17 protein-coding genes and 2 pseudogenes are annotated in these 14207 nt (G+C 56.4%); 16 read left to right on the forward strand and 3 right to left on the reverse strand.

The features are described from left to right. The first annotated feature begins 25 nt into the window (after positions 1-25). The 13 genes and pseudogenes from BLV20_RS30750 to BLV20_RS31640 all read left to right on the forward strand — a co-directional run. A complete protein-coding gene (locus tag BLV20_RS30750; RefSeq protein WP_139192651.1) occupies positions 26-280 on the forward strand; it encodes a hypothetical protein in 255 nt (84 codons plus the stop codon). Between the two features lie 190 nt (positions 281-470). Further along, a complete protein-coding gene (locus BLV20_RS00955; protein WP_092295671.1) occupies positions 471-1085 on the forward strand; it encodes an AbiU2 domain-containing protein in 615 nt (204 codons plus the stop codon). A 99-nt stretch (positions 1086-1184) separates the two neighbouring features. Next, the gene (locus tag BLV20_RS00960) at positions 1185-1529 is read left to right on the forward strand and encodes a hypothetical protein (RefSeq protein WP_092295674.1); all 345 of its coding nucleotides are present in this window, start codon (positions 1185-1187) and stop codon (positions 1527-1529) included. A gap of 88 nt (positions 1530-1617) precedes the next feature. Beyond that, the gene (locus BLV20_RS00965; RefSeq protein ID WP_092295677.1) at positions 1618-2178 is read left to right on the forward strand and encodes a tail assembly protein; all 561 of its coding nucleotides are present in this window, start codon (positions 1618-1620) and stop codon (positions 2176-2178) included. Between the two features lie 55 nt (positions 2179-2233). Then, the gene (locus BLV20_RS30755) at positions 2234-2683 is read left to right on the forward strand and encodes a hypothetical protein (protein WP_139192652.1); all 450 of its coding nucleotides are present in this window, start codon (positions 2234-2236) and stop codon (positions 2681-2683) included. A 47-nt stretch (positions 2684-2730) separates the two neighbouring features. After that, entirely contained in the window at positions 2731-6009 is a 3279-nt protein-coding gene (locus BLV20_RS00970) for a TipJ family phage tail tip protein (protein ID WP_092295680.1), read from the forward strand. Then, complete coding sequence (locus tag BLV20_RS00975; protein WP_092295683.1) at positions 6009-6305, forward strand: hypothetical protein; 297 nt, start codon at positions 6009-6011, stop codon at positions 6303-6305. The genes BLV20_RS00970 and BLV20_RS00975 overlap by 1 nt, the downstream gene beginning before the upstream one ends. Before the next feature lie 9 nt (positions 6306-6314). Then, the gene (locus tag BLV20_RS00980) at positions 6315-7040 is read left to right on the forward strand and encodes a hypothetical protein (protein ID WP_092295686.1); all 726 of its coding nucleotides are present in this window, start codon (positions 6315-6317) and stop codon (positions 7038-7040) included. Positions 7041-7096: 56 nt separating this feature from the next. Then, positions 7097-7618 (forward strand): hypothetical protein, encoded by a 522-nt coding sequence (locus BLV20_RS31295; RefSeq protein ID WP_175540115.1) that lies wholly within the window; start codon positions 7097-7099, stop codon positions 7616-7618. A 347-nt stretch (positions 7619-7965) separates the two neighbouring features. Then, positions 7966-8325, forward strand: coding sequence for a phage tail protein (locus BLV20_RS31635; RefSeq protein WP_256577643.1), 360 nt, complete (start codon positions 7966-7968; stop codon positions 8323-8325). 59 nt (positions 8326-8384) lie between these two features. After that, the gene (locus BLV20_RS00995; RefSeq protein ID WP_092295692.1) at positions 8385-8810 is read left to right on the forward strand and encodes a structural protein; all 426 of its coding nucleotides are present in this window, start codon (positions 8385-8387) and stop codon (positions 8808-8810) included. Continuing rightward, positions 8807-9325, forward strand: coding sequence for a lysis system i-spanin subunit Rz (locus BLV20_RS01000; protein ID WP_092295695.1), 519 nt, complete (start codon positions 8807-8809; stop codon positions 9323-9325). The genes BLV20_RS00995 and BLV20_RS01000 overlap by 4 nt, the downstream gene beginning before the upstream one ends. 802 nt (positions 9326-10127) lie before the next feature. After that, positions 10128-10253 (forward strand): annotated as a pseudogene (locus tag BLV20_RS31640) (lysis protein); the annotation flags it as partial. Here BLV20_RS31640 and BLV20_RS01010 read toward each other — a convergent pair. Beyond that, positions 10243-10926: an SOS response-associated peptidase family protein gene (locus tag BLV20_RS01010; protein ID WP_092295698.1), complete on the reverse strand. Its 684-nt coding sequence runs from the start codon at positions 10924-10926 to the stop codon at positions 10243-10245. The pseudogene BLV20_RS31640 and the gene BLV20_RS01010 overlap by 11 nt on opposite strands. Before the next feature lie 83 nt (positions 10927-11009). Here BLV20_RS01010 and BLV20_RS01015 point away from each other — a divergent pair, with 83 nt between their 5' ends. Continuing rightward, positions 11010-11219 (forward strand): hypothetical protein, encoded by a 210-nt coding sequence (locus BLV20_RS01015; RefSeq protein WP_092295701.1) that lies wholly within the window; start codon positions 11010-11012, stop codon positions 11217-11219. Positions 11220-11221: 2 nt separating this feature from the next. Here BLV20_RS01015 and BLV20_RS01020 read toward each other — a convergent pair whose 3' ends face one another. Beyond that, positions 11222-11551 carry a hypothetical protein gene (locus tag BLV20_RS01020; RefSeq protein WP_092295704.1) on the reverse strand — a complete coding sequence of 110 codons (330 nt, stop codon included), beginning with the start codon at positions 11549-11551 and terminating at the stop codon, positions 11222-11224. 754 nt (positions 11552-12305) lie between these two features. Between BLV20_RS01020 and BLV20_RS30765 the strand changes: the two are divergent. Both BLV20_RS30765 and BLV20_RS01030 read left to right on the forward strand, forming a co-directional pair. Next, positions 12306-12386, forward strand: a pseudogene (locus tag BLV20_RS30765) (glycoside hydrolase family 19 protein); the annotation flags it as partial. After that, entirely contained in the window at positions 12377-12922 is a 546-nt protein-coding gene (locus BLV20_RS01030; RefSeq protein ID WP_092295710.1) for a lysis system spanin subunit, read from the forward strand. The pseudogene BLV20_RS30765 and the gene BLV20_RS01030, both read left to right, overlap by 10 nt. 149 nt (positions 12923-13071) lie before the next feature. Here BLV20_RS01030 and BLV20_RS01035 read toward each other — a convergent pair whose 3' ends face one another. Next, positions 13072-14061 (reverse strand): fimbrial protein, encoded by a 990-nt coding sequence (locus BLV20_RS01035; RefSeq protein ID WP_139192653.1) that lies wholly within the window; start codon positions 14059-14061, stop codon positions 13072-13074. Positions 14062-14207 lie beyond the last annotated feature (146 nt).

Here is a 14207-nt window from a genome sequence, read left to right on the forward strand (position 1 = left end):
GATCAGCACATCGCAAGGAGGGTTTATGTCGAACAAGTCGTATGAGAAAGGTCGCTGGAGCGTGCACGAGAGTCGCGGTCCTGGTGGTGCACTCGGATATATCGTCGACGGCGTAGGTGAAGAGAAGAGACCGGGGGAGGGTGCTTTTCAAATCAGAGATGGCGCGCTCTTTGATCCGACAGGGAAGCGTTTAGGCTATTTAGCAGCATTAGAAAGTAGCTGGGCAGTGAACTTGGGTGATCACATGATTGGTCACGTGCTCAGGCGCGTACCGGACTAACCTGACCTGTAGAGAAAGCCCAGCCCCGCGCTGGGCTTTTTCGTTTCTCCCCACCTTAGAACTACCAGCACGATTTGGCTGGCAGGTGCAGGAGCCTGGGAAGAGGGGCGTTACCGGCTTTCCCTCCAGGTTGGATGGGTGGAAAAGCTCGAGTTATCGTGTTCGTCACACCATCGGGCTTGGAGGCCTCGTGACTACCAGAAGCAGTGAAGAAATACTGGCGCACTATATCGAAACTATGGGCGAGCCACTCGGTCAGGCGTTTGGGCACCTCAATCAGCGAGTGCTTGAGTTGCATCTTGTATGGGAGCAATACACTCAGCTTTTCGGTGAGAGCGAGGAAACCGTTCACCTGTTGAACAAAACGGCTGGGCTTTTCTTCATGGTTGTGCAAGATGGGCTATGGGACAGCGTGCTTCTGGGAGTGTCAAAGCTGACCGACCCTGCGCAGACTGGAAAAAACAAAAACCTTTCCATACGCTGTTTGCCCGACTTGATTGCAGATGGCGCGCTACGTGGCCGTGTATTAGACCTCTGCGACGAGGCCTTGATAAAGGCAGAGCATGCGAGGGATCACCGAAATAAGCGCATAGCGCATCAGGATCAGCAGTATTTCTATGATCGAGAGGCGCAGCCATTGGGCGGAGTCAGTAGAGCTTTAGTCAAGGAGATGCTTCAAGCTATCACTGCGGTGATGAATGAGATAAACGTCTTCTACTGCGACACGACGATGTTCTACGACAGCATCAGCGCTGGTGGAGATGCTGCTTGGCTAGTGCACAAACTCAAGACGATTGCTAAATAATAAGTTGAATCCAGCTAGCAAAGCCCAGCTAACCCGCTGGGCTCTTTCGTTTCTGACACCCAGTGCTACATTGCAGGCCTTTCCACAGGAGTGAACTGCATGAGATTTTTCGTAGGAGCGGTAGCGGTGGCTTTGCTGGCTGGGTGTGTATCGCCCGGCGACCTTGAGTCGAAAGACCCCAGCATCTCGGCCAGCACCGCGAAAGACCCCAAGCGGTATGCCCTATGCGTATTACCTCGCTGGCAAGACGCCCGTAGCGATGTATCGATGTCGGAGACTGAGCACGGGTATCGCCTGATCGCGGCCAGCAGCAACATGACCGACGAACTGCTGAGTATACGTAAGACGTCCAAGGGCAGCGCTGTAAAGCTGTACCAGCGCATGGCCTGGGCCCCTGGTTATGGGCGGGGCGATATGGAGCAGGCAGTGAGAAGCTGCCTGTAAAACGAAATGACGTACACCTAGCCGCCTCCGGGCGGCTTTTTCATGCCCGGAGGAAACCGTGTCAGTGATCAATTGCAGTCATCAAACGATGACCACCATCCTTCTGTCTGGACCACTGATCAAGTTGTTTGGTCGGGTCCACCGCCGAGAGCTTGGAAGCAAGTCGGTCGGCGAGGCGTTCAAGGCCCTGAAGTGCACGCTCGAAGGCTTCGATGTGGCAATCAAAGATCTGGAGCGCCGAGGCATGCGGTTTGCGATCTTTCGCAACCGGAAGAATGTCACGGAGAAGGAATTCGCCCTGGGTGGCACCGAGGAAATTCGGATTGTTCCGGTGATCTCGGGTAGCAAGCGAGCAGGCTTGCTTCAGACAATTGTCGGGGCCGTGCTCATTGCTGCATCGTTCATCCCTGGATTCCAGGCTCTGGCACCGGTGGGCATTGCCCTCGTCGCCGGAGGCGTCATCCAGATGCTCAGCCCGCAGGCCTCGGGCCTCAAGCAGAGCGCATCCCCCGAAAACGCCCCGTCCTATGCCTTCGGCAGCGCCAAGAACACCACCGCCAGCGGCAACCCGGTTCCGATCTGCATCGGTGAACGGCGCTGGGGCGGGATGATCATTTCCGCATCAATTTACGCCGAAGACAAAACCTGAATTTTCATTGGCCTTATGCCATCATCCGAATCTTTAACTGGGTGGGCCAAAGGTAATGAGCAAAATCGTTCACTTCGTAAAAGTAGAAAATAAATTTGAAGAAACTTGGGAATATGAGTGCAAACCTATACCTGAGGTTTCAATCGATACTATTGCGTATTTGCTCTTTTCCGATGACTCAGGGTTCTGGCTGGGTAAAGTCAATCAATGGAATGATCTGCGGCAGATAAAAAACCAAAGTGTTTTCCAGAGTTGGGTTTTCAAATTCAGCGAAGGGAGGGGGTTTGGATCACACGCGACGGACCTCCTCAATCTGTGTAATCGATCTCTGTCGGAACCAGATATTTATAAAATTGAAGGCTATTTCGGCTCTGGTCATAAAGCGCCTCAAACCGCGAATATTAAGAACTCCATGGCTTTGGACCTTAATGATGGAAGAGAGGCGATAGCAAATTATTATCGAGTTGAGTCAAGACAAGTCGAAATTTTCATAAAAAGTAATTAGCAGTGCATCAACCCGCTTCGGCGGGTTTTTTATGCCTGGAGGAAAGCATGGGCGCAGCAGCACAGATCGATATCCACGGCGAGAAGGGCGGTAGCAGCAAGCCAAAGTCGCCCACCGAGGCCAACGACAGCCTGCGCTCGACCAACCTGGCCAAGATGCTGATCGCCGTGGGCGAGGGGGAATTCGACAGCATCCCGACTGACTACGACATTTACCTGGACAACACACCGATCAAGGATGCGAGCGGGAATATCAACTTCCCGAACGTGAAATGGGACTGGCGCTCGGGCTCCGTTGATCAGTCGTACATCCCGGGCATCCCCTCGGTCGAGAACGAGACCACCCTGAACATTGAGCTGCGCAGCGATACCCCGTGGGTGCGCTCGATCACCAACACCCAGCTGTCGGCCGCGCGCGTTCGTTTCGCCTGGCCGGCGCTGCAGCGCCAGGACAACGAAGGCAACGTCGGCGGCTACCGCATCGAGTATGCGATTGACGTGGCCACCGATGGCGGGGCCTATCAGCAGGTGCTGCTCGAGGCCGTGGACGGCAAGACGACCACCCGTTACGAGCGGTCCCGCCGGGTCGATCTGCCACCCGCCACCAGCGGCTGGCTGATTCGCGTGCGCCGCCTCACGTCCAATCAGAACAGCAACAAAGTCGCTGACACCATGCTGATTGCCGGCCTGACCGAGGTGATCGACGCCAAGTTGCGCTACCCGAACACTGCGCTGCTATACATCGAGTTCGACGCCGAGCAGTTCACCAACATCCCGGCGGTCACCGTGAAGTGCAAGGCGCGGCGCTGGATGGTGCCGAGCAACTACGACCCTGTCGCCCGCACCTACACCGGGACCTGGGACGGCACCATGAAGCAGGCCTGGACCAACAATCCGGCGTGGATAACCTACGGAATTTGCACCGAGGACCGCTTCGGCCTGGGCAAGCGCATCAAGCCGTATATGGTCGACAAGTGGGAGCTGTACCGGATCTCGCAGTATTGCGACCTACTGGTGCCGGACGGCCTGGGCGGCCAGGAGCCGCGCTTTCTCTGCGACATGAACCTGCAGGGCAAGGCCGATGCCTGGTCGCTGCTGCGCGATATCGCTGGCATCTACCGAGGCATGACCTACTGGGCTCAGGGCCAGCTGGTGATGCAGGCGGACATGCCGCGCGCCCAGGACTACGACTATGTCTTCACCCGGGCCAACGTCGTCGACGGGAAGTTTGCATATGGCAGCGCCTCGGCCAAAACCCGGTTTACCCGCGCCTTGGTCAGCTACGACAACCCGGCGAACAACTACGACACCGACGTCATTCCGTTCGCGGACCTGGAGCTGCAGCGCCGTTTCGGCGACAAGCCCACCGAGCTGGCGGCCATTGGCTGCACCCGTGCTTCTGAGGCCCAGCGCCGCGGGAAGTGGGCGATCCTGAGTAACAACCAGGACCGTACCATCAGCTTCAAGACCGGTATGGAAGGTGTGATTCCGCTGCCTGGCCACATCATCCCGGTGGCGGACTCTTTGCTGGCCGGCCGGCAAATTGGCGGCCGTATCTCGGAAGTGGCCGGGCGCGTGGTGACGCTCGACCGCGACACCCAGGCCAAGGCGGGCGATCGTCTGATCATCAACCTGCCGGGCGGCCGCGCCGAAGGCCGGACCGTGCAAAGCGTCACCGGGCGCGCTGTAACAGTGACCACGGCCTACAGCGAGCCGCCTTTGCCGCAGCTGCAGTGGGCGCTGGATGCTGACGATCTGGCAATTCCGCTTTACCGGGTGCTGAGCACCAAACGCACCACCGAGGGCGATTTCGAAATTTCCGCCCTGCAGTACGAGCCCGGCAAGTTCGCATTCATCGACACCGGCGCGCGCCTGGAGGAGCGGCCGATCAGCGTGATCCCGATCACCGTCGTTCCGCCGCCGGCGAGCGTAACCCTGACCTCGAACTACGCGGTCGACCAGGGCATCGCCGTCAGCACCATGAACATCTCCTGGCCGGCCGTGAATGGCGCGGTGGCCTACGACGTGGAGTGGCGTAAGGACAGCGGGAACTGGGTCAAGGTGCAGCGCACTGGCGCGACCAGCGTCGACGTGACCGGGATCTACGCTGGCGCCTATCTGGCCCGTGTACGGGCGGTGAGTGCCTTCGATATCTCCTCGATCTGGAAAAGCTCGAACCTGACCCAGCTCAAGGGCAAGGAGGGGTTGCCGCCGTCGGTGTCGTTCCTGACCGCGACGAGTCTGGTCTACGGCATCCGCCTGGACTGGGGCTTCCCTGTGGGTGCCGAGGACACCCAGCGCACCGAGATCTGGTACAGCAAGACCACGTCGCTGGCAGACGCGATCAAGCTGGGCGACTTCGCCTATCCGCAGGCCCGGCACGAAATGCAGGGCATCCTGGCGGGGGCATCGTTCTTCTTCTGGACGCGTCTGGTCGACCGCACCGGTAACGTCGGGCCGTGGTACCCGACAGGTGTCGGCGTCAACGGCCAGGCCAGTTCTGACCAGAGCGAATATGAGGAGTATTTCGAGGGTCGGATCGGTGAGTCTGCCCTCGGTCAGCACCTGGGCGATCGAATCAACCTGATCGATGGCCCGGCCGATTTACCTGGGTCGGTCAACAATCGCATCCAGGTGGTATCGGGTGAGGTGTCGGCGATCAGCGAGAAGGTCGACGGCGTGTTTGCCCAGGTGAACCCGCCGATGGCGGGCTCCACCGAGGATCTGGCCGGCTCGACGGAAAGCTTCGTTGGCGTATGGTCGGTGCAATCGGCTGTGATTGAGGGGGACGTGGCCACCGGCAAGCGTGTGGACGAAGTCCAGGTGCAGATGGGCCAGAACAGTGCCGCGATTCAGCAGGTCAGCCAGGCGCAAGTCGCGCTCGATGGCAAGGCCTCGACGATGTGGTCGGTGAAGATGCAGATCGATTCTGCGGGGCGCTACGTCGCCGCCGGTATCGGGCTCGGCATCGAGAACGGCCCGGCCGGCCTGCAGAGCCAGTTCCTGGTGAGTGCGGATCGCTTCGCCGTGGTGAATGGCATGGGCGGTGGCGCTCTTGCCGTGCCGTTTGTTGTCCAGGACGGTCAGGTCTTCATCAACCAGGCGTTTATCAACCAGGCCTTTATCAAGGAGCTGGTACTCGGTATGACGCTCAGGTCAGCGGCACTCAACAGCGAAGGCTTGCCATTGCTGGAAATTAACATACCGGCAGGGACGTTGACGCTTCGTGGCCAGTCGGCGGAAGGGTCTACGTTGCTGAACAACAATGGCATCTTCGTTTACGACCTGAACCATATCGAGCGGGCAGGGCTGGGGAGGCTTTCGTAATGGCGTTTTATGGAGCCAGAACAAGGAATGCCGCCGGCGTTGAAACGCTCAACACGTCAACCATGGGGATTCGCTCGATCGTGACCAAGAAGGTCACGGTCCCGCCGATCACCAGCGACTTCACCAGCTTCATCGATATGCCGGAGATCACCGCGGCTTCGTTCGTTTGCGTCACGCTTCAAGACGCTTCGAACAGCTCCTCGGCGCTCCCTGCTGTGTTCTGGTCTATCGGCCAGCTCAGGGTTCGCCGCGGCGCTGGCACCGCCTTGAACGTTTTCATCCTGACTTATCAATAAGGGGGAGGCATGGACTACGGATTCAGGTCGCGTAACGGTCTGAACTTTTTTCAGATCGACAGCGTGAACAGGGTTCTCGGGGTCGCTGCCAGTGGCAGCTACGTGATCGGTAAGCCGCCTGGCGTCTCGCGCACTATCACTTCAGCAACCATCACTTATCCAACGCCGATCACTACGCCCGATCCGCCCATGGTGTTCTTGAACCCGAACAACCAGGGCATGTATCACACTCTGGAGAACCTCGGCAGCTCGGGAAACTGGACTGGATTTCGTTTTCAACTGCAACTGATGCCACCCTTCAGCAGTTCCGACTGCAGCGGCAAGTGGCTAGTGGCGACGTTCCGTTCTGTTGGCCCGCCCAGCGAGTATGACATCAGGCTGAAAAACGCAGCCGGCGAGGTGATTTTTGTCGGGGCCGACAACCTGCTTTCGATGAGAGGGTTTCCTGTCAATGAGGGCTGGTCACTCGATAATCGTGGCGAGCAGGTCGGAGGAGTCTACTGGTCTGGCTGCCAGATGCCGTGGACTGGCGACTATGCGGACTACTTCCTAGCTTCGACCCTGATCGGCGGGAAGATCTACAACGGCAACTCGACGCTTGAAACGCCTTGTGGATTCCATGCTGGTGTGCGCTCAACCCTCAATGGCTACATAGGTGCGATGGTGAGTTCTGAGGGCGGCACTGCAAAGAACGGACGAACCACCTTTGCCGCCAGGCCAATGCGGCCCCTGTAATCAGGCACACATTCAACCGAGCCCTCTGCGTGAGGGCTTTCTTTTGGGAGTAGTAAATGGCTAAGCAGGTAATTCAATTAGGGACACCGCCTACAGGTGTCGGCGGGGATACGCCGCGTAGCGCCAACATCAAAATCAACAGCAACTTTGATGAGCTTTACGCGGCCGATCTCGTTAGCTACAAGCGCGCCAACATCCTTGGCGCCGTCAGTCAATCTGGCGGCACCCCAACGGGTGCAATTTTTGAGTACGGCAGTAATGGAACTGGAGAGTTTTGGAAATTCGCAAGCGGGTTAATGATCACTTCTCAGACCATTTCTGCACCGGCGCAGGCATGGTCATCAGCGGGCACCCATCGGTATGCGAACTTCACCGCTGGAACGCCGGCGACGTTCATCTCCAACCCGCGTCTTTCTACAAACTTGATGGATTCGGATGTTGCTGGTCGGGGCGCGTGGTTGATTTATGCGGGAGCAACGGGCGCCTCTTCGATGACTTTTTGGCTGGGGGCCCCGATCGGTACTACCGGATCCGGGATTGTAGCAATGACAGTCTTGGCCAATGGGAGGTGGTTCTAATGAGAGTTAATCTTTTCCCTCAGCGTCGTGATGACACGCTTTCAGTCGTGCGCGATGGAAGTATTCTGACATTGAATGGCGAGGTTTTCGACTTCTCAAGGATGTCCGATGGCGACACGCTGCCGATGAACGCATTCAATGATGGCTGGTTCATGGGCGATGTCGACAAGAAGGACGGCGAGCTGTCATTGACGTTGATATTGCCCCTGCCATACAACTACAGCCAGGCCCAGGCTTTCCCTTTGCCGCTTCTCAATGTGCCCGACGGCCCCGTGGTGTTGCCTCAGCCGCTGCCCAGCGACCAGCCAGAAGTCGAGCAGGAGCCATGGCCCGCCCGCCAGGGTGTTATCGACTGGACGAAGCTGATCACCCGGGCCGAGAAAGAGGCTCAGGCCGCGGCCGATCGCCTGGCCCTGGCAAAGGCGGAGCTTTCCGCTCGAAATGCAACAGCAGCGGCGCAGATCGACCGCATAACCGACCGCGTAGAAACGCTCGGTTATGGCATCGATGCTGGCGAGGCTACGGCCGAGGATGAAGCTGAACAAGCCACCTTGATCGTTAGCATGAAAGCCTGGAAGGCCTACAAGTTCGCCCTGGGCAAGGTCACCACCAAGGAAGGCTGGTATGACTCACCAGCGTGGCCTGTGGAGCCGCCCATTCCAGAGATTGTTGCCGATCCGATGCTTGTAGCCGACGAAACAACCTGACCCAAACCAAACGAAAACAGCCCGCCACTGAGCGGGCTTTTTATTGCCTGGAGAAAAGTATGCCGACCACCGAAACCCGCGGGGTGCGCAACCGCAACCCCGGGAACATCGACTACAACCCGGCCAACAAGTGGCAGGGCCAGCTCCCACCAAACCCAGCGCTTGAGAAGCGGTTCGCCCGTTTCGATACGCCAGAGAACGGAATCCGCGCCCTGGGCAAGCTGCTGCTGACCTACCAGCGCAAGCACGGGCTCAAGACGGTAAAGGCGATTATCAATCGCTGGGCGCCGGCGGTAGAGAATGACACAGCTGCCTACGTGCGGGCCGTAGAGGCAAACACCGGCACTCGGCCGGGGGCGGAGATTGACCTGGCCCAGGCCTCGGTCATGGCCGGGTTCGTCAAGGCGATCATCCATCACGAAAATGCAGGGTATGCCTACCCGGATGCGGTGCTGGCCGAAGGCGTGCGGCGGGCGCTGACATGACGCCGGTGCAGAAGCTGCTCGGCATGCTGGTCCTGGCCGGTCTGCTGATCGCCGCCGGCGCGGGCGGAGCATGGAGGGTGCAGGACTGGCGCTACGGCAAGAAACTGGCCGACCAGGGGCGGCTTCATCAGGATGACCTGGCCGCCATCAGCAGCGCGGCCTCTGCCCAGCAGCAGGCCGAGCAGGCCAAGCGCCTGACGCTCGAGCAGCGCCTGGCCACCGCCGACCAATCCCACCACCAGGAGCTGACCAATGCTCAGAAAGACCAAGCTCGCCTGCGCGATCGCCTTGCTACTGCTGACCTGCGGCTGTCAGTCCTTGTCGACGCCGCGGATACAGCCAGTTGCAGCAACCTGCCTGCCACCCCCGCCACCGGCGGCCTGGTTCATGGAGCCGCGCGCGCCCGACTTGACCCGGCGCATGCTCAACGAATTGTCGGAATCACCGACGACGGCGACCGGGGACTGATCGCCCTGGCAGCGTGCCAAGCGTATGTGAGGGGGCTGAATTTTTGAGGACTAAAGTGATGCATGTTAGACGAGTGCTGTTTCTATGTTGGTGATCTTTGCTACAGATTTTTCGACTGCTATAAATTTCATATGCTGTGGAGTGGGCTGCATATTGGGCATGCGTAGTTGGCCTTATACTGTTTAGGCAGTGCCCCCAGAGTAATTCAGATTGCTGGGGGCGTAAGTATGCTCAGGTTAGATTAGGTTACAGAGAAGGTTGCAATAATTTGATTGGCGTATATTACGGCGTCGTCATTGCCGTCTCTGACTGTCCCATTAAATACGACGCTGAAATACCCTGATTGAGGGATAAGTCGCACTGTAGCGCCATCTGAGATTGAAACGCCAACATACTTTACGTCTGTTAGTTCGCCAGTTGGAGACGTTACCTTTAGGTCTTTGGTGTATTTGTGCTGGTCAAAGATAGAGATTACGACCAAGGTTTTTTGAGTTTCCTGATCTGTAGATGCGTCATATGTGCATTCGACGAAGCAGTTGGGCGATAGGAGTGTTGTGTTCCGTATCGATTTGGTTTTGGCCATTGTTAAGTTCCTTCTTAAGTGTTTGTTGTGAATGAGATACTTGACTCAGTATCGAGTCTATTCATTGTTTTAATGTTTTATAGGTGCAGGTTGTAAGATAAAGAGCGGTGCAGATATTTGATGCTCATAAATAATTAGGCAACCATGGTGCACGCAGAGCCTCTAGCCTGCACATTGTGAAGCAGCTAACGTCCAGAAAAGTGAGTCAGAGAGAAAAGGACCGCTGGTCGGGTTTCTAGTACTAGAAGTATTCATAATTGGTTCGTGGGAGCGCGAGCGCCCAACTTGATCCAGCGCATGCTCAACGAATTGTTGCCATCACCGACGACGGCGACCGAGGGCTGATCGCCCTGCAGGCGTGCCAGGCGTATGTTCGAGCGCTTACGCGCTGATTGGGGCTATCAAATGAGACCCCTGGTTACGCGAGTTGCCCACGGCGCGGTCGACTTTGAACCACTCGAAGGTCTCAGACGGTTCACACTGATACAGCACCATCTGTTCGGCGCGCTCCAATGACGTCGCCGGATCCAGCCATTCCCTGGCCAGGTCCGGGGACAAGACCACCGGCCGCCGATCGTGAATGTCGACCATGCCGCCCTGGGCGTCGGCGGTGATGATCACGAACCCGTCGTGCTCGCCATAGCCCTCATCAGGATCCAAAAGCTGCCCAATGGAAGCACAGAGGCATGGAGCGCCGTCTTTGCGGCGGATGAAGTAGGGCTGCTTCCTTGGTTCGCCTTCGTCGACCCACTCAAACCAGCCGTCGATAGGGGTGATCGCTCGGCGCGGCCAAATTGCACGGAAGAAGGGCCCATGGGCGACCTTTTCGACCCGGGCATTTATCGGCGGTGCGCGATCCTTGGCCCAGTGCGGGCGCCATCCCCAGCGCACCAGGTCGGCGTGCAATCCGTCTTTAGTCTGGTGCAGTAGTGCGACCAACGTCGTAGGGGCCACGTTGTACCGGGCCAGCGGTTTGTTTTCGATCGACGAAAGCCATTTGCCATCGAGCCCGAGGACATCGCAGTAGTCATCGATGTACCGGTACTGCGCGATTCTTCCGCACATTTCCAGTCTCCGCACGTCGGAGGAGGTGAACGGCCAGGCCGCAGCCGGTTTCTACACTGTAGACCCCGGTAGTAGGTGTCATCATGGCTTTGGATATCAAGCAGATCGAAGAGCTGGAAAAGTGGTATGCGCTCTTCAATGACCCGGAATTCGCCAAGGCGTTGCCTGAGGATCGGTATGACGCCCGGCTCGAGCTTGCCGATGACATGCTGGAGCGAGGCGTAATAGATGAGGGCGAGTGGAGGGAGCTGATCGAAGAAGCTGCCGCCATCTTTGCAGACGAGCTTGGGTAGAGCTATCGCAAGCGCTTTATATTCTCGGGCCGTATGAGCTTCCGCAGATCCTCGTTTGTCCGATCTTTCGCCGTGCAGGCTCCGTTAAGGTTTGCTACCTCACGGCGTAGGCGGGCGGCTTCGCCAGCGCGCTCGCGAAGTCTGGCCCGCGCTTCGTCACGCTCTTTCTCGGTCTCTGCCAGCAGTTTCACAAGCTTGAATATCTTCTCCCTGGCTTCGCGCAGTTGGATGGTCAGTTCCTGGATTTCGTTCTCAAGCAGCTCTCCGTGCTGTGTTGCTATTTCGAGAGGCGTGGGGATGCCCAGCCAGTCGTCTGTGTCGTCGATATGCACGGTACTGCCTCACATGCTTTTGTTGCTGTATGTGCATACAGTAATCGAGGCGATGGCAGTGCGCGATTTGAGGCGACGAGATGTAGGGTGAGGGTGGGGGTATGTTCGGTCGGCAGAACGCCGGAGGAGGGGGTGAAAACAGTTCCATAACTCGAGCGGCACCCCCTTATAGAATGCGGTCTGTAGAGCACCGAAATCTTCTTAGTAATGGAACGCGAAACACGGCGCAGCCCAGGAAATACAAGGCTTTGCCTGTCGGATTGCAAATCCGCCTACGCCGGTTCGATTCCGACCTCGGCCTCCAAACTGAAAAGCCCGTAGATCAACGATCTACGGGCTTTTTTATTGGCTGAAATTTGCAATGTGTTCCGCAACTTTGGCAAGCGTTCCACAACCCTCCCTCTATTTTGTCGGTTTGACGACTTCCCCCAGTACGACGATAAACCCACTTGGTGATCTCTTCGCAGGTATGCCCAGCTTGCTGGCATGCGTCCAGACGTGCTGAGGATCCATGGCGTCTTTCAGTTTCAGGCCAAAGTACCGCGTATGGATCGCTTGGGGCGAGTCTGATTTCAACCTCATCACCCGCATCGCCAGGCAGTACAATTGCGCAGCGAAATTGGTGATTCTCCAGGCGGCCATTTCAGTCATGTCTCAATGGAAAGCCTCTATGTCTTTCACAAAGCCAAAGCTGCCCCGCATGCTGGCCAACATCTACTGCCAGGCAGGTGTTTTTGTTTCTGCCCTCAATGTCCGCAAGATCAACGGCGGCCTTAGCGGCTTGGCGGATCGCCTGGAGCTGTGGGGGCGAGCGAGGAGGGTCCTATGCGCCTGATCGAGCTGATCCCGGCCCATGTCCGGTTACTCGCTGCTGGTTTGGCCATGATCGCATTGCTCGGTGGCGTCGCCGTGGCGGTCTGGAAGGTTCAGGATTGGCGCTACGGCAAGCAACTGGCCGAGCAAGCCCATCTGCAGGCCGAAAGCCTCAATCAGATGATGCTGGCCGCAGCTGCCCGGCAGCGTGATGAGCAAGACAAGCGTCTGGCATTGGAGCAGCGGCTGCAGGCCAGTGATCAAAACCATTACCGAGCCTTAAGCAATGCACAACGTGATCAAGGTCGCCTGCGTGACCGCCTTGCTACTGCTGATCTGCGCCTGTCAGTCCTACTCGACGCCACTACCGTCGTCAGCAACGGATCGATGCCTGCCACCACCGCCACCGGCGGCATGGTTCATGGTTCCACAAGAGCCGAACTTGACTCGGCGCATGCTCAACGAATTATCGGCATCGCCGATGACGGCGACCGAGGATTGATTGCGCTGGCCGCGTGCCAAAATTACGCTAAAGAAATATCAAGCCTCGGTCGGTAATAATTGAATTTTGCGTTGTGTCGCTACTTAAACAGAAGGAGCTGATCTGGCGTCATAGTAGTTAATTACAAACGACATCTTGGCATTGGTCGTTCCTGCAGCAAGGTGAAAGTATAAGGGGGTTAGTGCTGATATAGTTTGATCTTGCATCAAAGATAGCTCATGACAAATGATATATCACTGTTGGCGGTTCCCGCGCTCATTCCTGTATCATGTTCGCCAAAGTTTCCAGTCGGAAGTGTTCTGAAATATCGCGCAGCCAACGGAATATTGAAATTTCCTCCTGTGGAGGAAAAGTTGCTGAAGGTGTAAGTCTTATTGAGTTCCACAGGTTGCTCGTTGCTATCAATTATCTGCAGTGCAATACCCTTTGCAGTTGAGTTGGCGTGCAGCTTGATAATGCCCATGCTGGCATTCCAGGCAGGAGCGGTTGTGTTTGGGGTCAGGCTATATGTTACTTTTTTTATTCCCGAGGGGCAGTTGTTAAGCTTTATATCGAAGTTGATCGATCTTGAATATGATCCGCTTTTGGAGAAAACATCTAAATCATGCTCTCCCATATCAACTTTTACGTCTGGTGTTTCGCACGATGCGGCCGTGATCGTGATGGGTTGGCTTGTACGTATAGTTGTAAGGAAAAGGGTGTCTGCCTTAATATACCCAACGTCTCCAGCTGCTATTGTCACGCCACTTTTAATGTCTCCAGTCTTGATTAAGCGCAGTGCGGTTGTGTAGTTTTCGAAGTGCCAAGTTCCGGCTGACTCAATGAACCCGCCATAACCAAACCTTGCTTTTCCATTTAATATATATTGCCACGAAATTCCAGTCCCGCCTATTGGAAAGGTATCGCTAGTTGTCGTATCAGTGCCGAGGTTGTTCTTGACTCCCCATGAGTGTGCGCTTGAGCAGTTGTATTTATTTGTTGTGCCATGTTGATAGGGTGTTGACTCGTAAAGTACCGTGCCGTTGGGAGTATCTCGCGGGATAGACATTGTCTGGCCAATATCGATAGTTATGATGTCTTGCTTGCCTCCCGTCAATGCATATTTGCATGAGTTTTCTGCCGCATTTGCAACAGCTCCGAACAGGGAAATTATAAAAATAATTTTTCTTGGCTTCATTTTGTAAGTGTTTTTCAAGAAGTTAAAGTTCTACTCTCTGTATTTTAATTTCGCAAGGCTTGTATCGTTTTGAGAGTATTTATCGGTAGGCGGGGGTGTAATAGATAGCGCGACTATACAAATAGCTGCGTTAGTTTTTTGTATTTGCGTGATGTGCGTAGACA

Source organism: Pseudomonas sp. NFIX28 (genome assembly GCF_900107395.1).
In the GTDB taxonomy this organism is placed as follows: domain Bacteria; phylum Pseudomonadota; class Gammaproteobacteria; order Pseudomonadales; family Pseudomonadaceae; genus Aquipseudomonas.